The sequence below is a fragment of the Pseudomonas sp. P97.38 genome (assembly GCF_001269745.1).
Classification (GTDB): Bacteria; Pseudomonadota; Gammaproteobacteria; order Pseudomonadales; family Pseudomonadaceae; genus Aquipseudomonas; species Aquipseudomonas chlororaphis_E.
Genome location: NZ_LHVJ01000012.1, coordinates 40,859 through 59,909 on the forward strand (window position 1 = coordinate 40,859; position 19,051 = coordinate 59,909).

Consider the following 19,051-nt stretch of genomic DNA (forward strand, 5'->3'; position numbering starts at 1 on the left):
GTGGGCCTCATCCATGCAGCGCCAAGGGCAAGGCCAGCGGTGCCAGGAACGCCATGAAGCGCTGTGCCTGGTGGATCAGGTCGAGGCTGCGCTGCTCTGGCTCGAGGTAGGCATTGGCCTCGATCAACCGGGCGAACGAGCGGTAAGCCACGACCACGCCCAGATATTGGCCCACATAGCGCTGGCGCTCGTCGTCGATGCCATGAATGACCCGGATGAACTGGACCTTGCCCTTCAGGGCGTTGAGCTGGTTGTGGAGCTTGTCGATATCGGCGTCCAGCGCCTGGATTTTCCCGACCAACTGGTCGCGTGCGCGTACCAGGTCGAGGAAACGAACCCCTTCACCGACCTGTGCCAGGCTCTTCTTGAGCTGCTCGATCGCCTGCATGATCAGTTGGACTTCCGGTGGCGCGATACCGAGTTTCGTCACGTGCTCCAGGGTCAGCACCAGGTCGTTGCCAATCGCTTCGATACCGCCCGTCTTGAGCAGGCCGATGGCGTCGCTGGCCAGGCCTCGGGCCTTTTGACGCTCGGCCCGCTCGTCTTCCAGACGCTTGAGGCCAAGTTCGACGCGGCGTTGTTCGTGTTCCATGTCTTCGATGAAGCCCAAGCTCAGGCGTCGGTCGAACACGTCGCGGATGGTCGACAACTGATCGCTGAGCTGCCGGGTGGACTTCGTCACGCAGCGGCTCATCTGTGCCAGCTCCCCGGCGCGGTCCGCCTCGATGTCCTGGACATCCTGTTCGTCCAAGGCGCTTGCCAGCTCCTTGTCCAGCGCCTGCAAGCGACGCACCCGGCCTTCGAGGGCCATCCGGGTGCTCAGCGCCACCTCTTTGAGCACATCGCTGCTGTGGTCCACGCCGAGCACCAGGGCATCGAACCGTTGATGCAGTTGCGGCAGGTAATTCCAGCGGATGAACAGCACGCGGGATTGAACGGCGCCGTCCCTCATCAGCCGGTTGCTGTCGGCCAGGATGCCGGTATCGACCGTTGGGTAATCGATGCTCGGCAGCATGGCAAACGCGGCGCGTGTCCTGATGCCATAGACACGCTCGTATTCCTCGTCGGCTTCCTTGAACACCGCGATCAGGGCATCTGCATCGTGCTCGATCTGCTTCCAGGGCGAGGCCACTGCCCGGAAGGCCTGCATGAACAGGCGCAGCCTGAGGGCATCAGTGATTTTGGCCACCGCATCCTGGGAAGACTGGACGTAGAGGTGCATGACATTCCAGACGTGCATCAGGTTCTGCGTGGCGATGTCGGCGTCGATCGCCACCAGTTCAAGGCCTTGCAGGTCGTGTTTGACCCGGCTCAGGGAACCCAGGGTCTGGTGTTTGCCCCGCAGCTCTTCTATGGCCGCTTCCTGCTCCTGGTACAGGCGGTTTCGTTCGGCGCGGATGTTTTCGGCCTCCACCCCCAGGTAAATGGCCAGCGCCAGGCCGATCAGGTTCATGCCCGTGGCCGCACCGAGGGACCGCTCCACGGCATTGGCGTATTCGGTATTTTTCTCTTCGATGCGCAAGGCCCGGTCATCGACCTGTCGCTTGAGCATCTCGACTTCGGCCGGCAACAACGTACTGCCAATCAAACTGAGGCGTAGTTTGATCTCCGGCAGGATGTGCTGACGCAAGTCATAGCCAAAGTGGTCCAGTGCCAACTTGATGCTTTTAACGACCTTGAGATTATCCCCCACTTTCTTGTAGATCTGATCCAGATAGTAGCCGATGTCTTCCACCGTGCCCGGCGGCAAATCAATACCGGGAAACTTACCCCCCAGTTCCAACTCCAGTTGTTTTAGCTGTTCCAGGGTTTCAATATTATTTTTATCCAGTAACCGAGCGGCCCGGACATCGTCATAGACTTCTTCCATGGACCTTTCGTAAATGGCCATGCTGGCGGCAAACAACTTCAGTTGGCTGCCGGTCAGCATGATCGATTCACGCAGGGGCGACCAGCGACGGGCGTGGGCGCGGGTGGCGCGGAAGGTCTTGACGAAGTCGTCGACACGCAGCCCCGCTCCGCCTCCGGCAGGATCACCGAAGTTCAGGTAATCCTTCACATCGGCCACGTGGTAGGGCAGCGCCAGGGCAGCCGACTCATACTTTCTCAGGTCGATGATCTGCTTTTTGGTCAGCAACAGGCCCTTGCCACGGGACTCGCCTTCCTGGGTCGGTGCCGAGGCGTTGGACAGCGTCTTCGGTGCCAATTGCGCAAACAAGGTGATTTCTTCGGACGAAGCATCTTCAAGTGCCTCGCTCCACACAGCATGGGTATTCATAATTAATCCTTTAATTATCGATTGCCCGACAACAATTAACTGAACGCTGCCGAACGGAAGTACACATTACCTACGACCGTTCGGACACTAGTCGATCGAAGCAAATAAAGTCAAAGTGCGAAAACAATGCAAACATTAGCGGATACTACAAACCCGCCAAGCGTTTATAGCAAGCGACGACATTCAAGTATGAATAGATAAATAAGCCGTTCGGCTATTACCCAACCGCGCCTTGATCCAATACCGCGATACGCGCCTGATACGCCTCGACCAAAGGCTGCAACACCGGCATCTGCGCCCGGGCCAAGGTGTGCACCGCCACCCGTAGGAAATTGAGATTGCCGCCCTCCAGGGCGCGCCGCAGCCAGGCCAGTCCTTCGTCGACCCGGTGGCCGGCCAGCAACACGCAGCCATGGCTGAACTGCCCGCGGAAATCACCGCCTTCGGCTGAACGTCGATACCACTGGGCCGCGGCAACCGGGTCCGCTGGACAGGCACGCCCCTCTTCCAGGTAACGGCCCAGCAGGTTCATCGACTTCGCGTGCCCCTGTTCGGCGGCACGACGGTACAGACGCAGCGCCTGGCCTTGGTCCTCAGGTACACCACGCCCGGTCGCCAACAGGTTGGCGTAGTTGTACATCGCCCAGTCCAGGCCTGCCTCGGCGGCCTGGCGATAATGCCTGGCGGCGATCGACGCATCGGCGGTGCAGCCCCAGCCGTGTTCATGACAGCGCCCGAGCATGTTGCGCGCCATCAGGTGCCCGCGCCCGGCGGCAATGCTGAACCAGCGCAGGGCCAGCGGCGCATCGCGGCTGATGCCCTGGCCGTCGAGCAGGATCTGCCCGAGCAGGGCCTGGGCTTCGAGCACTCCCTCACGGGCGGCGACCAGGATCGCCTGGGCGGCCCGCGCCGGGCTTTCGTCGAGCATGGTCGTGAGCGCATCAGTGTCGAGCACTTCCTGGCGTCGCAGACGAAAGTCCGTCACTTACACCTCGACCCAGCGGCGCAGCAGGTTGTGATAAGTGCCGGTCAGGCGAATCAACGAGGGGTGATCGGGCATGTCCTGGGTCAGTTGCTGGATCGCGCCGTCCATTTCAAACAGCAGCGCCCGCTGGCTGTCTTCGCGCACCAGGCTTTGGGTCCAGAAGAACGAGGCATAACGTGCGCCGCGAGTGACCGGGGTGACCTTGTGCAGGCTGGTGCCCGGGTACAGCACCATGTCCCCGGCCGGCAACTTGACCCGCTGGGTGCCATAGGTGTCCTGGATTTCCAGTTCGCCGCCGTCATAGTCCTGCGGATCGCTGAAGAACAACGTGGCCGACAGGTCGGTGCGCACCCGCTCGGCACTGCCCTTGGGCTGGCGCACCGCGTTGTCGATATGAAAATCGAAATTGCCGCCCGCCGTGTAGCAGTTCACCAGGGGCGGGAACACCTTGTGCGGCAGCGCGGCCGACATGAACAACGGGTTTTTCCACAGCCGGTCCAGCATCGCGGCACCGATCTCCTTGGCCAGCGGATGGCCCTCGGGCAACTGCAGGTTGTGCTTGGCCTTGGCCGACTGGAAACCCGCCGTGACCTTGCCGTCCGCCCACTCGGCCTGCTCCAGCGCCTCGCGGATGCGCTGCACTTCTTCAGGAGAAAACACGCCGGGAATGTGCAGCAACATGGCATTTGGACCTGTGGATAAAATGGGGCGCCAATGGTAGTGATTCTTATTGGCTGTGCACAACCCCCGTCGATGTCGCACCTGGAGCACCCGTAAAGGCAAATTGTAAAGAATGTAAATTCCTCTCAAATAGCAATATTTCGCAATTGATACAAAACCCTGTTTACCCTATATTCCGCGGCCTCGAATCCTTGGGGGAAGGAATTTTTCATGTCGCGTCAACCCACACCATCACCGGTCAACTCACCTCGCCTGCTGGCGTCGGCCATCGGCGTCGCCCTCAGTGCAACGTCCGCGACGCACGTGGCCCAGGCCGCGCAGGACACCGATGAGAACGCCCCGCGCAACGCCATCGCCCTGGACGCCACCCGCATCACCGGCCAGGGCCAGGACGCGACGTCCTATCAGGTCGAAAAAGCCTCTTCCCCGAAATACACCGCGCCGCTGGTGGACACGCCACGCTCGGTCACCGTTATCCCGCAGCAGGTGCTCAAGGACACGGGCGCACTGAACATGCAGGACGCCTTGCGCACCGTGCCCGGCATCACCTTCGGTGCCGGTGAAGGGGGCAACCCTCAGGGCGACCGTCCGTTCATCCGCGGTTTCGATGCCCAGGGCGACACCTACCTCGACGGCGTGCGCGACACCGGTTCGCAGAGCCGCGAGATCTTCGCCGTGGAATCGATTGAAGTGAGCAAAGGCCCGAACTCCGCCGTCGGCGGGCGCGGTGCCGCAGGCGGGACGATCAATCTGGTCAGCAAGAAAGCGCACCTGGGCGACAGCCTCGACGGCGGCTTCACCTGGGGCTCGGACCAGACCCAGCGCTACACCCTGGACGGCAACTATCAGTTCAGCGACACCGCCGCCGGCCGCCTCAACCTGATGAGCCATGAAAGCAATGTCGCCGGCCGCGACAAGGTCGACTACGACCGCTGGGGCATCGCGCCGTCGCTGGCGTTCGGCCTGGGCACCGATACCCGGGTCAACCTCGATTACTACCACCTGGAAAGCAACGACCTGCCGGACTCAGGCATCCCCTACACCGTACCGACCTCGGGCCGCACGGCCGACCGCACCAAGGCCAACCCGGACAAGCCCAACGACGACGGCGACAGCAGCAACTTCTACGGCCTCACCGACCGGGACTTTCGCAAGACCCGCACCGACACGGCCACCTTCGCCATCGAGCACGACTTGAGCGAGGCGCTGACGCTCAAGAACACCCTGCGCCACGGTTCGAGCATGCAGGACTACATCCTGACCCAGCCTGACGACAGCAAGGGCAACGTCAACAACGGCACGGTCTGGCGCCGGGCAAATAGCCGCGTGAGCAATGTCGACACCACCACCAACCAGACCGACCTGTTCGGTGACTTCTACATCGCCGGCTTCAAGAACAGTTTCTCCACCGGCATCGAACTGAGCCGCGAGAAAGGCGAAAAGTCTTCCTACACCGTCAACACCGACACGGTGCCGGGAACCACCGCAGCGAACACCAACTGCACGCCGTCGATGATCGGCGCGTCGAGTGGCTACAACTGCACGTCGCTCTCCAACCCGAACCCCGATGACCCGTGGAACGGCACGATTGCGCGCAACTACGCCGGCACCGACACCACCAGCGTCACCCGCGCGCTCTATGTGTTCGATACCCTGGAGCTGTCGCCGCAATGGCTGGTGAACATGGGCCTGCGCTACGACCATTTCGACACGAAGTACAAGACCTACAACGCCGCCGGCACCACCACGTCCAAGGGCGATGACACCAGCGAGTTCATCACCGGCCAGTTCGGCCTGGTCTGGAAACCGACGGACAACGGCAGTCTCTACGCCTCGTACGCCACATCGGCCACACCGCCAGGCAACATGGTCGGCGAAGGCACCGAAGGCAACCCGTTGGGCGGCACGCCGGACCGCAGCGGCAACCTGCTGGCCAGCGACATGGAACCGGAAACCACCAAGAACTACGAGATCGGCACCAAGTGGGACCTGCTCGACGCCCGCCTCTCGCTGACCGCGGCGATCTTCCGCACGGAGAAAGACAACGCCCGGGTCCAGGTCGACACCACCACGTACGAGAACGCCGGCAAGACCCGCGTCGACGGTCTCGAACTGTCGGCCAGCGGCAAGATCACCGATAAGTGGCAGGTCTTCGCGGGCTACAGCTACCTGGACAGCGAGCAAGTCGATGGCGGCCCGATGAGCACCACCGACGGCAACGAACTGCCGAACACGCCGAAGAACAGCGCCAGCGTCTGGACCACCTACGCGCTCACCTCGAAGCTGACCATTGGCGGCGGCGCGTTCTATGTCGACGACGTGTTCGGCAGCGTGGCCAATACCACCCAGGTCGACGCCTACGTGCGTTACGACGCGATGGCCAACTACAAGGTCAACAAGCACCTGGACCTGCAACTCAACGTGCAGAACCTGACCGACGAAACCTACTACGACAAAGCGTTCTCGACCCACTTCGCCAACCAGGCGGCCGGGCGCACCGCGTTGCTGAGTACCAACTTCCACTTCTGATTGGAGCCAGGAACCCGGATCAAATGGTCAGCCTGAGGACCTGTGGGAGCGGGCTTGCCCGCGAAGGCGGCGGGTCAGTCGACGAACAGGTTGCCTGACACTGCGCCTTCGCGAGCAAGCCCGCTCCCACACGATTGACCATTCACTGCACACATAAAAGCCCCACTCATCCGCATGAGTGGGGCTTTTATGTGTGTTTATGAATGGTTCTCGATAACACACGGCATAATGCGCGCCGTGATGAACAGTAATGAATGAACGAGGCGGCGACGTGTTGAAGAAAACCCTGTTCCAGTTGCACTGGTTTTTCGGCATCAGTGCCGGGCTGGTCCTGGCGTTGATGGGCATCACCGGGGCGATGGTGTCGTTCCAGGACGAGATCCTGCGGGCCCTAAACCCCCAGGTGCTGGCGGTCGAGAAGCAACCGGCCGGCGTGCTGCCCCCCGCCGAGTTGGTGGAACAGATCGAAGCCGCGTCCGGCAAGACCGTCGCCATGCTCTGGGTCGAGACCGACAACGGCAACGCCGCGCGGGTGATCTTCACCGCGCCGCCCGGGGAAAAGCGCGGGGCCATGCGCTATTTCAACCCCTACACCGCCCAGTTCATGGGTGACGTGGCAGGCCAGGATTTTTTCGGCCTGATGCTCAAGTTACACCGCGTGTTGACCCTCGACGAAGTGGGCCGGCAAATCACCGGCGCCTGCACGTTGATCCTGGTGTTCTTCTGCCTGTCGGGCCTGTACCTGCGCTGGCCACGCCAGTGGCGCAACTGGCGCGCCTGGCTGACCCTCGACTGGGCCAAGAAAGGTCGCAACTTCAATTGGGACCTGCACTCGGTGGCCGGCACCTGGTGCCTGTTGTTCTATCTGCTGGCGGCCCTGACCGGGCTGACCTGGTCCTACGACTGGTACAACAAAGGCGTGACCCGCCTGCTCTCCGATGCCCCCCAGGAAGAACGCGCGCGCAATCGCGGCCCGGCGCCTGAGGGCCCGCCGCCGGTGGCCGACTACCGCGCCATGTGGAGCAGCATCTACAGCGCGGCCGGCCCGGACTTGTCCGCCTACAACGTGCGCATGCCGCCCGTGGCCGGGCAACCGGCCACGGTGTTCTACCTGCTGAAAAACTCGCCCCACGACCGGGCCCTGAACCAGCTCATGCTCGACCCGGCCACCGGCGCCATCAGCCGGCACAGCCGCTACAGCGACAAGAGCTTCAAGGCGCAATTGCTCACCAGCGTCTATGCGTTGCATGTCGGCAGCTATTTCGGCCTGGTCGGGCGGATTCTGGTAACGGTCGCCGCCCTGGCCATGCCGCTGTTCTTCATCACCGGCTGGTTGTTGTACCTGGACCGGCGCCGCAAGCAGCGCCAGGTCCGGCAGGCTCGCCAGGAACTGGTTACCCAGCCGGGCGCCGGGCCGGCCTGGCTGATCGGCTTCGCCAGCCAGAGCGGCTTCGCCGAGCAGTTGGCCTGGCAGACCGCCGGCCAGCTCCAGGCCGCCGGGTTGCCGGTCAAGGTCCAGGCCCTGGCCGGGGTCAGCGAGCAGGACCTGAGCAACGCCACCCACGCGCTGTTCGTCGTCAGCACGTTCGGCGACGGCGAAGGGCCGGACAGTGCCCGCGGTTTCGAACGCAAGGTACTGGGCCGCGCCCTGAGCCTGGAACGCCTGCAGTACTCGGTGCTGGGCCTGGGCGATCGCCAGTATGAACACTTCTGCGGCTTCGCCCGGCGCTTGCACGCCTGGCTGTCGGCCCATGGCGGCAAGACGCTGTTCGCCCCGGTGGAAGTCGACAGCGGCGACCCGTACGCCCTGCGCCACTGGCAACAACAGTTGGCCGACTTGACCGGCCAGGCGCCCGCCGACACCTGGCAAGCGCCCGCCTTCGAGCAATGGACGCTGAGCCAACGCACCCTGCTCAACCCCGACAGCAGCAGCGCGGGCGTGTACCTGCTGGGCCTCACGGCGCCCGGCCCGAGCAGTTGGCTGGCCGGTGACCTGGTGCAGGTGCTGCCGCGCAATGACCTGTGGGCCATCGAGCACTTCCTCGACGGCCTCGGCATCGCCGGCCACGCCCGCGTCCAGCTCGATGGTTTGCCCCAGACGCTCGAACAAGCCCTGGCCACCCGCCAGTTGCCGGAAAACCGCGCCCACCTGGTGGGCCTGCACGCCCAGGCGCTGGTGGATGCCCTGGCACCGCTGGCGATGCGTGAGTACTCCATCGCCTCGATCCCGGCCGACGGCGTGCTGGAGCTGATCGTGCGCCAGGAACGTCACGCCGACGGCAGCCTGGGCATCGGTTCCGGCTGGCTCACTGAACATGCGCCGCTGGGCAGCGCCATCAGCCTGCGGGTACACCGCAACAGCGGCTTCCACTTGCCGCCCCAGGGCGTGCCGATGATCCTGCTCGGCAATGGCACCGGCCTGGCCGGCCTGCGCAGCCTGCTCAAGGCCCGCGTCGCCGAAGGCATGCAGCGCAACTGGCTGCTGTTTGGCGAGCGCCAGCGCGAACATGATTTCCACTGCCGCGATGAGTTGCAGGAATGGGTCACCTCGGGCGACCTGGAACACCTGGACCTGGCGTTCTCTCGGGACCAGTCGGAGAAAATCTACGTCCAGGACCGGTTGCGCGAATCCACCGCACGGCTCAAGCAATGGTTGGCCGATGGCGCGGTGATCTACGTCTGCGGCAGCTTGCAGGGCATGGCATCGGGCGTGGACCAGGTGCTCAACGAAGCGCTGGGACGTGAGGCCGTGGAGCAATTGATCGAACAGGGACGCTATCGGCGGGACGTCTACTGATCGCCCAGGCAACACGATCCCCTGTGGGAGCGGGCTTGCTCGCGAAAGCGGTGTGTCAGTTGATAGATGCATGACTGACACGACGCATTCGCGAGCAAGCCCGCTCCCACAGGGGAGTCCCGGTCAGCCTTGGGTCAAACCGGCTCCAACTTCTTCTCGAACACCGCCACCCCTTCCAGATCCCGCAACACCACGCTCATCGCCCCGCTCTGTCCGTCGATGTTCACCTCGCCGAAGAACTGGTAGCCGGCAAACGGCGAGGCGTTCTGGGCGGGGGGCGCCTTCTGGAACACCACTTCGGGGCCGAAGGTCTTGTCCAGGGCGTTGGGGCCGAAACTGCCGGCGTTCAACGGCCCGGCGACGAATTCCCAGAATGGCTCGAAATCCTGGAACGCCGCCTGTTCCGGGTGATAGTGATGGGCCGCGCAATAATGAACATCGGCGGTGAGCCAGACGTAGTTGCGCACCTGATGCTTGCGCAGGTAGCCGAGCAGTTCGGCGATTTCCACTTCCCGTCCCTGGGCCTGCCCCGGGTCACCGTTGGCCACCGCTTCCCAGCGCGGCACGCCGGGGCTGACCTCGCCATCGGGCACGCCGAGGCCGATGGGCATGTCGGCGGCGATGACCTTCCATTGGGCCCGGGACTGCTTCAATTCGCGCTTGAGCCAATTCAACTGCTCGCGCCCGAGGAACGGCTTCGCCGCGCCGAGGTTGGCGTCGTTGGCTTCGCGGTAGCTGCGCATGTCGAGCACGAACACATCCAGCATCGGCCCGTAGCCGAGCTTGCGATAGATCCGCCCACCGTTATCGGCCTTCTGCAGGCGCATCGGCGCGTACTCCAGCCAGGCCTGCCGCGCACGCCCCACCAGGCTGTGGATATCCTTGGTCTGGTAGCGCTCGTCCAGTTGCTTGCCGGGCGACCAGTTGTTGACCACTTCGTGGTCGTCCCACTGCCAGATCTGCGGCACCTCGGCGTTGAAGCGCCGCACGTTTTCATCCATCAGGTTGTAACGGTAGTTGCCGCGATATTCATCCAGGGTCTCGGCGACCTTGCTCTTGGCTTCGGTGGTGAGATTGCGCCAGACACGGCCACCTTCGGTGGTGAGTTGCGCCGGCACCGGACCGTCGGCGTAGATGGTGTCGCCGCTGTGGATGAAGAAGTCCGGCAGGCGCAGGCGCATGGCTTCATAGATGCGCATGCCGCCGATGTCGGGGTTGATGCCAAAGCCCTGGCCGACGGTGTCGCCGCTCCAGACAAAGCGAATGTTGCGCTTGAACTGCGGCGCGCTGCGCAGATGGCCGAACCAGGGCTCGCTGGCGACGCCGCTCTGGGCATCTTCAAAGCGCACCCGGTAGAAAATCGCCTGGTCGGGCGGCAACCCGGTGAGTTCGACCCGGGCGGTGAAGTCGCTGCGGCGGTCGGCCAATGGCGAAACCACCCGCCGCGGATTGCGAAACTGGCTGCGGGTGTCCCACTCCACCACCATCCGCGCCGGACGGTCGCTGCGGCTCCAGACCATCGCCCGATCACCCTGCAAATCGCCGGACTGCACACCGTCGGTCAACACCGGGCGATCCTTGACCGATGCCAACACCACCGGCGCCAACCCCGGCAACAATAATCCTGCGCCCACGGCCTGTATCACACGACGCCGGTCCCGGTCGAATTCGCTCATGGTGTTCTCCCTTGAATTAGGGAGACTTAAGCATGGGTGTGTTAATCGGGTGTGACAGGGATTTTATAAGCACCGCAAAACCACTGTGGGAGCGGGCTTGCTCGCGAAGGCGCAGTGTCAGACAACCTGTTCGTCGACTGACCCGCCGCCTTCGCGAGCAAGCCCGCTCCCACATCAGGGATACGGTGTGGCTTGAATCAGGCCTTGGCCGGCTCCAACGCCATCTCCACCGCTTCAGGCCGCTTGAGCAGCGCATACGCCACGCCGGTGACCAGGCTCCCCGCCACGATCGCCAGCAAATACAACAGCGCGTGGTTGATCGCGTTGGGGATCAGCATCACGAACAGCCCCCCGTGGGGCGCCATGAGCTTGCAGCCGAAGTACATCGATAGCGCACCGGTCAACGCACCGCCGGCGATGCTGGCCGGGATCACGCGCAGCGGGTCCTTGGCGGCGAACGGGATCGCACCTTCGGAGATGAAGCACAGCCCCAGTACCAGCGCCGCCTTGCCGGCCTCGCGCTCGGTCTGGGCGAACTTGCGGCGGGCGATGAAGGTGGCGATGCCCAGGCCAATCGGCGGCACCATCCCGGCGGCCATGGTCGCGGCCATCGGCGCATAGCTTTGCGATGCCAGCAGGCCCACCGAGAACGCATAGGCGGCCTTGTTGATCGGCCCGCCGAGATCGATGCACATCATCGCGCCCAGCAGCACGCCCAACAGAATGGCGTTGGTGGTGCCCATGCTGTCGAGGAAGTGGGTCAAGCCTTCGAGCATGCCCGCCACCGGCTTGCCGACCACGTAAATCATCACCAGGCCGGTGAACAGGCTCGCCAGCAGCGGGATGATCAGGATCGGCTTGAGCGCTTCCAGGCTCTGGGGCAAGCGTGCGTAGCGGTTGATCGCCTGGGCCGCGTAACCGGCCAGGAAACCGGCGATGATCCCGCCAATGAAGCCGGCGCCCAGGGTACTCGCCAGCATCCCGCCGATCATCCCGGGCGCAAGGCCCGGACGGTCGGCGATGGAATAGGCGATGTAGCCAGCCAGCAACGGCACCATCAATTTGAAGGCGGTGTCGCCACCAATCTGCATCAGGGCGGCGGCCAGCGTGCCGGGTTCCTTGAAGGCCGTGATGCCGAACACGAACGACAACGCAATCAACAAACCACCCGCCACCACCATCGGCAGCATGAACGACACGCCGGTCAGCAAGTGTTTGTAGACCCCGGTCTTCTCCGACTTGGCCGGGCCGGCGGCGCTGCTCGAAACGCTTTCCTGGCGGCCTTCGACCAAGGCCTTGTTCAGCGTGGCTTCAGCCTGTTTCAGGGCAATGCCGGTGCCGCAACGGTAGATTTTCTTGCCGGCGAAACGCTCGGTGGCGACTTCGATGTCAGTGGCCAGCAGCACCACATCGGCCTCGGCAATGGCTTCGGCGCTCAACGGATTGCGCGCGCCCACCGAGCCCTGGGTTTCCACTTGCAGGTCATAACCGAGCTTCTTCGCGGCCTGCTGCAATGCCTCGGCGGCCATGAAAGTGTGGGCAACGCCCGTCGGGCACGCGGTGATGGCGACCAGGCGCGGCGCCCTTTCGGCCGAAGCGCCCGGCGCCTCTTCCGCCACCTGCGACTCGACCAGCACCTGGGCTTCTTCGGCGCCGCGCCGTAATAGCGAATCGACGTCTTGCAGGGCCTGGGCCGGAGTGCTGCGGAACAGGCGCTTGCCGACGAACCGCGACAGGTCCACCGGTCCGGTGGCCACCAGCAAGACCCATTCGGCCGCTTCGAGGGTTGCCGCCGACAATTGGCGCTCCGGATGAGCCGCGTCATGCACCTCGACGCTGGTGCTCCAACCCTGGCGCTGCGCCGCCGCATCCAGCAGGCGGGCGCACAACACACTGGTGACCATGCCGTTCGGGCAGGCCGTCACAATGGCTAATTTCATCTCGCGAACCCTCTTATTGTTCTGTCAGGGGGCGCACGCGCACACCCTGTTCAAGCGACGCCAGCAGCGCGGTGTCGCGAATGCCGAAACCGATCTGCGTGACCGCCATGGCCGCGATGGCGGTGGCGGTGCGCAGGGTCTGCTCCGGGGCTTGCGCACCCAGCAGGCCGTGCAGCATGCCGGCCAGCAGCGAGTCCCCGGCGCCCACCGTGCTGGCGACGCTGACCTTGGGCGGCGTGGCATGCAGGGCCGAGCCGACGCTGAACCAGTTCACGCCATCGGCACCGTGGGAAATCACCACATGGTCGATGCCCTGGGCATGCAGGCGCTGCGCCGCTTGCGCCTGGGCCCGCTCGCTCACCACCTCGCACCCCAGCGCATCGGCCAGTTCCTCGGTGTTCGGCTTGATCAGCCACGGCCCCGCCGCCAGTGCAACGCGCAAGGCCTCGCCACTGGTGTCGAGTGCGACGTTCAGGCCGAGTTCCTTCAAACGTGTGATCAATGCCTGCAACCACTGCGGGCTGACGCCGCGGGGCAAGCTGCCCGCCACCACCACCGCGTCATGGCCGGGAGCGATGAGTTCCAGCCGATCGAGCAACGCCTGCTGCGCGGTGGCGTCGACCATAGGTCCGGGACCGTTCAGGTCGGTGATGCGTCCGTCCTGTTCGGCCAACTTGATGTTGCTGCGGGTTTCGCCCGGCACGCGGATAAAGGCGTCGGCAAAACCGCGCTGGGCGAATAGCGTCTCGAACGCCTGGGCATTGTCCTGGCCGAGAAAGCCGCTGACCGTCAGCGTGTGGCCGAGATCGGCCAGCACCTGGGCCACGTTCACGCCCTTGCCGGCGGCATGGGTGTGCATGCCGTCGCTGCGGTTGACCTGGCCCGGCTCCAGGCGCGCCAGTTCCACCGTGAGGTCGAGCGCCGGGTTGAGGGTCAGGGTAAGAATCTTCGCCATTACAGCGCCTCCACTAATGCGCGCACGTCATCGGCGCTGCCCACGGCCAATGCCTCCTGGGCCAGGGTTTGAACGTGCGCAAGGCTCAGCTCGCGCACACGTGCCTTGACCTCGGCGATGCTGCGGGCCGAAACGCTCAACTCGTCCACGCCCAGGCCCACCAGCACCGGCACCGCCAGCGGATCAGCCGCCAGCTCGCCGCACACGCCGACCCACTTGCCCTGGGCATGGGCGGCGCGCACGGTGATGTCGATCAGTTGCAGCACCGCCGGGTGCAAGCCATCGGCCTGGGCCGACAAGGTCGGGTGACCACGGTCGATGGCCAGGGTGTATTGGGTCAGGTCGTTGGTGCCGACGCTGAAGAAGTCGACCTCCTTGGCGAGCACCGGCGCCAGCAATGCGGCGGACGGGACTTCGATCATGATCCCCAATTGCAAGTCCGCCACCGGGATTTCCTGGCGCAGACGTTCGGTCATGGCCCGGGCCTGGCGCCATTCGTCGACGCTGCCCACCATCGGGAACATGATCCGCAACGGACGATTGTCGGCCGAGCGCAGCAAGGCCCGCAGTTGCGCTTCCATGACCTGCGGACGCTGCAAGGTCAGGCGAATGCCACGCACGCCGAGGAACGGGTTTTCTTCTTTCGCAATCGGCCAGTACGGCAGCGGTTTGTCGCCGCCGACATCGAGGGTGCGCACCACCAGCGGCCGACCGGCCAGGCCATCGAGGACCTTGCGGTACTCGGCTTCCTGGGTCGCTTCGTCCGGCGCCTGGGTGTGGGCCATGAAGATCAGTTCGGTGCGCAACAGCCCGATGCCTTCGGCGCCCTGCTCCACCGCGCTGCCGACACCGGCGCTTTCACCAATGTTGGCGAACACTTCCACGGCGTGGCCATCGCGGGTCAACGCCGGCTGGTGACGCTGCTCGGCGGCCAGCTTGAGGCGCTGCTCGCGGGTATCGCGTTCTTCCTTGGCCCGTTGCAAGGTGGCGGCGTCGGGCTCCACATGCAGGCGACCGCGCTGGCCGTCCAGCAACAACGACGTGCCCGGTGCCAGCAACAGCACCGCCTCACCGGCCCCCACCAATGCGGGAATGCCCAAGGCGCGGGCGACGATGGCACTGTGGGCCGTGGCGCCGCCGCGGGCGGTCAGGATCCCCGCCACCCGGCTCGGGTCCAGGCGCGCCACGTCGGATGGGCCGACTTCGTCCATCACCAGGATGTAGGGTTGCTCGGGTTCGTTCGGGGTTTCGACGCCACACAACTGCGCCAACACACGGCGGCCCACGTCGCGCAGGTCGGCGGCGCGCTCGGCGAGCAAAGCGTCCTGCAAGGCTTCCTGTTCTTTCGCGGCGGCTTCGATCACGCCCATCCAGGCGGCTTGCGCACTCTCGCCCAACTTCAAGCGGGTGTCGACTTCGTCCGTCAGCTCCGGGTCGTCGAGCATTTCCTGGTGGGTGATGAAGATCTCGCGAATGGCCTTGGCCTTGGCGCGCTCGATCAACCCCTCGATGTCGCGGCGCACCTGGCCCAGTGCGTTTTGCAGGCGCTCACGCTCGATGGCCGCCGATTCACCGCGCAGCGGATAGTCGATGGCTTGCAGCACCTGGATGTGGGCCGGGCCGATGGCAATACCCGGCGCCGCCGGCACGGCCTGGATCAGGCTGCCGGCTTCGGGCGCCAGCACCACGGTCGCGACGTCGGCCATCGGGCTTTGCTCGGGCGTCGTTGCTGGCGGCAGCGGCTCGACCTCCTCGCCCAGGCCTTCCTCGACGGCCGCCAGCAAGGCCGGCAACGCATCGGCGGCAATGCTTGGCTCGGCCACGAACTCCAGGACCTGGCCGCGCCGGGCCCCCAGGCTCAACAACTTGCTCAGGCTCTTGACCGACACGGCGCTGTCCTGGCCGTCAGCGATGCGCACGCGGATCTCGCCGTCGAAGCTTTTCGCCAACTGGGCGAGGATCTTCGCCGGGCGCGCGTGCAAGCCATGGGCATTGGCCAAGCCGATGCGTGCGCTGGGCCAGTCGGCAGGCAGTTCACCGCCGAGCACTTCCAGCACCTTGCGGCTGCTGGTGGCGCGACCCAATTCGTGACCACGACCTTCGATCAGCAGCGCGCAGAGCCGCTCCAGCAAGCTCTGATGGGCCTCGCCGAGACTGGCGAGGCAGAACAGGCCGCTCAACGGCTGGCCCAGGTAACGGATGGGCTTGTCCGGGGTCACGAAGGCCAGGCCCGGACGCTTGACCGTCTGCTCGCTGTGCAACCACCACAGGCCATCGCCCAGGGGCAGCGCCTCGACCTGTTGCAGCACACCGGCGAAGCCATTGCTCACGCAATCGGCCTGGCGCAACAGACGAGCGCCGCGCCATACCAGCTCTTCGAAATCGTCGGCCGACACGCCCAGGCCGATCATCTGCGCGTCCAGGGCCAGTTCCTGCGGCGCGCCTTGCAGCAGCTTCAGCAACGCTTCGGCAGACCCGGCCCGGCGCAAGGCCTGGCCCAGGTCCGTCTCGCCAAGGGCGCGGGTCAACAATTGCAGGAGGCGCAGGTGCTCGTCGGACTTGGCCGCGATGCCGATGGCCAGGTAGACGATCTGCCCGTCGCCCCAGTCCACGCCTTCGGGGAATTGCAGCAGGCGCACGCCGGTGGAGTAGACCAGGTCGCGGGTTTGCGGAGTGCCATGGGGAATGGCGATACCTTGGCCAAGAAAGGTCGAGCCCTGGGCTTCGCGAGCCTGCAAGCCGGCGAGGTAGCCGTCAGCCACCAGGCCATCGGCCACCAGTTTGTCAGCGAGCAATTGCAACGCAGCATCTTTATCCACGGCTGTCTGCGCCATGGATATCTGCTCTAGAGTGAGCTCGAGCATGCCTTCTCCTTTTTGGCGTCCGGTCGGCGCCAGGTATTGTTTTGAAAGAATCAGCTTAGCGTTGCAGGACAGCTTTTGGCGGTATCGCGGCAGTGCGGCCAAAAAATCCTGCTAGCCTTGAAAATACGCTTGCTGAAACGTTTAATCTAGAAAGATTGGCACGTTACTCGATAATCTCTCATCCTTGAAGTGCAACTTGTCGTCAGCCATCGGCAGTGACCTTCGGCACGAATCGGGTAGGATGGCCCTCATTGTCGGGTCAAACCCGGAAAAACAAGGAAAAACCGGTTGAAACTCAGTGATATCGCCCAGTTGGCCGGTGTGTCCGTGACCACCGCCAGCTATGTCATCAACGGCAAGGCCGAGCAGCAACGCATCAGCAACGCGACCGTCGAGCGGGTGCGTGCAGTGGTCGAAGAACACGGCTTCACGCCAAACCCCCAGGCCGCCGGGCTGCGCAGCCGGCATACCCGCACGCTGGGCTTCATCCTGCCCGATCTGGAAAACCCCAGCTACGCACGCATCGCCAAGTTGCTGGAACAAGGCGCCCGGGCACGGGGCTACCAGTTGCTGATCGCCAGTTCCGACGACGCACCCGACAGTGAACGGCAATTGTTGCAGCTGTTCCGCGCCCGGCGCTGCGATGCGCTGATCGTCGCCAGTTGCCTGCCGGCCGGCGACGACAGCTACCAGCAGTTGCAGGCCAAGGGCATCCCGATCATCGCCATCGACCGGGTGATGGAGCCGACGCAGTTCTGCTCGGTCATCAGCGACGACCGCCAGGCCAGCCTGCACCTGACCCGCAGTTTGCTGGAAACGAACCCTCGGCAGATCGCCCTGATCAGCGCTCGCCCCGAACTGAGCATCAGCCAGGAACGGACCGCGGGTTTTCGCGATGCACTGGCCGGCTTCGAGGGCCAGGTGCTGATCGAACATGGCGAGTCTTTCAGCCGTGAATGCGGGCGCCAGTTGATGGATGAAATGCTCGCCCGCCTGGGCCACTTGCCCGACGCGCTGATCACCACGTCCTACGTGCTGCTGCAAGGGGTGTTCGACGCCCTGCATGATTTCCCGTTGAAGTCGCGTCCGCTGCGCCTGGGCACGTTCGGCGATACGCAGTTGCTGGATTTCCTGCCGCTGCCGGTCAACGCCATGTCCCAGCAGCACCCGTTGATCGCCGAAAAAGCCCTGGAGCTGGCACTGGCGGCCATCGAGAACAACGACTACCAACCTGGCGTGCAGGCCATTGCACGGACGTTCAAGCAGCGCATTCATCAGGGCTGAGGCATGCAGCTGATCGACACCCACACCCACCTCGACTTCCCCGACTTCGACGCCGACCGCCCGGCACTGCTCGCCGAAAGCCGCGCCCTGGGCGTGCGGCAAATGGTGGTGCTGGGGGTGTATCGGGACAACTGGCAGCGGGTCTGGGACCTGGTGCAGAGCGACCCCGACCTGCACGCCGCACTGGGCCTGCACCCGGTGTACCTCGAACAGCACGGCGCCGAGGATGTCCTGCACTTGCGCGACTGGCTGGCCCGCCTCGCCGGGCATCGACAATTGTGTGCGGTGGGCGAAATCGGCCTGGACTACTACCTTCAGGACCTGGACCGAGAGCGCCAGCAGGCGCTGTTCGAAGCGCAACTGAACCTGGCGGCAACCTTCGAACTGCCGGCGCTGATCCACGTACGCCGCAGCCACGCCGCCGTGATCGCCACGCTCAAGCGCCTGGCCAACCCACGGGCGGGGATCATCCACGCCTTCGCCGGCAGCCTCGAAGAGGCCCGCGAATACATCAAGCTCGGCTTCAAGCTCGGCCTGGGCGGCGCCGCAACCTGGCCCCAGGCCCTACGCATGCATCGGGTACTGGCCCAACTGCCGCTGGAAGCGGTCGTACTGGAAACCGACTCCCCCGACATGGCCCCGGCCATGTACCCCGGCCAACGCAACACCCCGGCACACCTGCCGGCCATCTGCCAAGCCCTGGCCGAAATCATGGCAGTGCCCCCTGAACAACTGGCCAAGGCCAGCACGACCAACGCCCGACAATTGTTCGGCTGGTGAACTGAGCGGCTCGTTGCCACAGGGGAATTGGGTGCTGCTGGGAGAGATTGGTCGGTTGCCAGGCCGCTTTCGCGGGCAAGCCCGCTCCCACAGGGGATTGAGGTATAGCCGCGAGAGTTAGGCCGCCTCGCGCAGGCTTTTGATCCTGCTTTTGATCTTGGGCCCCATTAACCACAAGGGCCGAACGCAGGCATTGCGTAGTGGGCATCCCGGCATGGAGGCCGGGATAGCCGCGCTGGGCCATGGAGGGCCCTTCGCGGCGGGCCCACGGAGCAATGCCGG

The 19,051-nt window shown here is 64.5% G+C and carries 11 protein-coding genes; 4 read left to right on the forward strand and 7 right to left on the reverse strand.

Features of this window, described 5'->3' with window-relative positions; genetic code table 11:
* Positions 1–7: 7 nt before the first annotated feature.
* From AD664_RS07280 to AD664_RS07290, 3 genes are all read right to left on the reverse strand, one after another.
* A complete protein-coding gene (locus tag AD664_RS07280; protein WP_053145598.1) occupies positions 8–2,278 on the reverse strand; it encodes an alpha-xenorhabdolysin family binary toxin subunit A in 2,271 nt (756 codons plus the stop codon).
* Between the two features lie 217 nt (positions 2,279–2,495).
* Positions 2,496–3,206 (reverse strand): tetratricopeptide repeat protein, encoded by a 711-nt coding sequence (locus AD664_RS07285; protein ID WP_053145600.1) that lies wholly within the window; start codon positions 3,204–3,206, stop codon positions 2,496–2,498.
* Positions 3,207–3,263: 57 nt separating this feature from the next.
* Complete coding sequence (locus AD664_RS07290; RefSeq protein ID WP_042729968.1) at positions 3,264–3,944, reverse strand: Fe2+-dependent dioxygenase; 681 nt, start codon at positions 3,942–3,944, stop codon at positions 3,264–3,266.
* A 210-nt stretch (positions 3,945–4,154) separates the two neighbouring features.
* Here AD664_RS07290 and AD664_RS07295 point away from each other — a divergent pair, with 210 nt between their 5' ends.
* Positions 4,155–6,473, forward strand: coding sequence for a TonB-dependent siderophore receptor (locus AD664_RS07295; RefSeq protein ID WP_053145602.1), 2,319 nt, complete (start codon positions 4,155–4,157; stop codon positions 6,471–6,473).
* Positions 6,474–6,744: 271 nt separating this feature from the next.
* Positions 6,745–9,270 (forward strand): sulfite reductase flavoprotein subunit alpha, encoded by a 2,526-nt coding sequence (locus tag AD664_RS07300; protein ID WP_053145729.1) that lies wholly within the window; start codon positions 6,745–6,747, stop codon positions 9,268–9,270.
* Between the two features lie 134 nt (positions 9,271–9,404).
* On the opposite strand, the gene AD664_RS07305 is transcribed toward AD664_RS07300, so the two are convergent.
* From AD664_RS07305 to ptsP, 4 genes are all read right to left on the reverse strand, one after another.
* Entirely contained in the window at positions 9,405–10,946 is a 1,542-nt protein-coding gene (locus AD664_RS07305) for an alkaline phosphatase (RefSeq protein ID WP_053145604.1), read from the reverse strand.
* 197 nt (positions 10,947–11,143) lie between these two features.
* Complete coding sequence (locus tag AD664_RS07310; protein ID WP_042729971.1) at positions 11,144–12,886, reverse strand: PTS fructose-like transporter subunit IIB; 1,743 nt, start codon at positions 12,884–12,886, stop codon at positions 11,144–11,146.
* Positions 12,887–12,899: 13 nt separating this feature from the next.
* Positions 12,900–13,841, reverse strand: coding sequence for a 1-phosphofructokinase (gene pfkB / locus AD664_RS07315; RefSeq protein WP_053145605.1), 942 nt, complete (start codon positions 13,839–13,841; stop codon positions 12,900–12,902).
* Positions 13,841–16,705 (reverse strand): phosphoenolpyruvate--protein phosphotransferase, encoded by a 2,865-nt coding sequence (gene ptsP, locus AD664_RS07320; protein ID WP_053145607.1) that lies wholly within the window; start codon positions 16,703–16,705, stop codon positions 13,841–13,843. The genes pfkB and ptsP overlap by 1 nt, the downstream gene beginning before the upstream one ends.
* A 288-nt stretch (positions 16,706–16,993) precedes the next feature.
* On the opposite strand from ptsP, the gene cra reads away from it, so the two are divergent.
* The gene (gene cra, locus AD664_RS07325; protein ID WP_053145609.1) at positions 16,994–17,989 is read left to right on the forward strand and encodes a catabolite repressor/activator; all 996 of its coding nucleotides are present in this window, start codon (positions 16,994–16,996) and stop codon (positions 17,987–17,989) included.
* A 3-nt stretch (positions 17,990–17,992) separates the two neighbouring features.
* Positions 17,993–18,769, forward strand: a complete 777-nt coding sequence (locus AD664_RS07330; protein WP_053145610.1) for a TatD family hydrolase — start codon at positions 17,993–17,995, stop codon at positions 18,767–18,769.
* The last annotated feature ends 282 nt before the right edge of the window (positions 18,770–19,051 follow it).

What these genes read in the sequence shown, in the direction of transcription:
- ptsP (WP_053145607.1), bottom strand. Translation starts at nt 16,705, where the DNA reads ATGCTCGAGCTCACTCTAGAGCAGATATCCATGGCGCAGACAGCCGTG.
- AD664_RS07280 (WP_053145598.1), bottom strand. Translation starts at nt 2,278, where the DNA reads ATGAATACCCATGCTGTGTGGAGCGAGGCACTTGAAGATGCTTCGTCC.
- AD664_RS07285 (WP_053145600.1), bottom strand. Translation starts at nt 3,206, where the DNA reads ATGCTCGACGAAAGCCCGGCGCGGGCCGCCCAGGCGATCCTGGTCGCC.
- AD664_RS07295 (WP_053145602.1), top strand. Translation starts at nt 4,155, where the DNA reads ATGTCGCGTCAACCCACACCATCACCGGTCAACTCACCTCGCCTGCTG.
- AD664_RS07310 (WP_042729971.1), bottom strand. Translation starts at nt 12,886, where the DNA reads ATGAAATTAGCCATTGTGACGGCCTGCCCGAACGGCATGGTCACCAGT.
- AD664_RS07290 (WP_042729968.1), bottom strand. Translation starts at nt 3,944, where the DNA reads ATGTTGCTGCACATTCCCGGCGTGTTTTCTCCTGAAGAAGTGCAGCGC.
- pfkB (WP_053145605.1), bottom strand. Translation starts at nt 13,841, where the DNA reads ATGGCGAAGATTCTTACCCTGACCCTCAACCCGGCGCTCGACCTCACG.
- AD664_RS07305 (WP_053145604.1), bottom strand. Translation starts at nt 10,946, where the DNA reads ATGAGCGAATTCGACCGGGACCGGCGTCGTGTGATACAGGCCGTGGGC.
- AD664_RS07330 (WP_053145610.1), top strand. Translation starts at nt 17,993, where the DNA reads ATGCAGCTGATCGACACCCACACCCACCTCGACTTCCCCGACTTCGAC.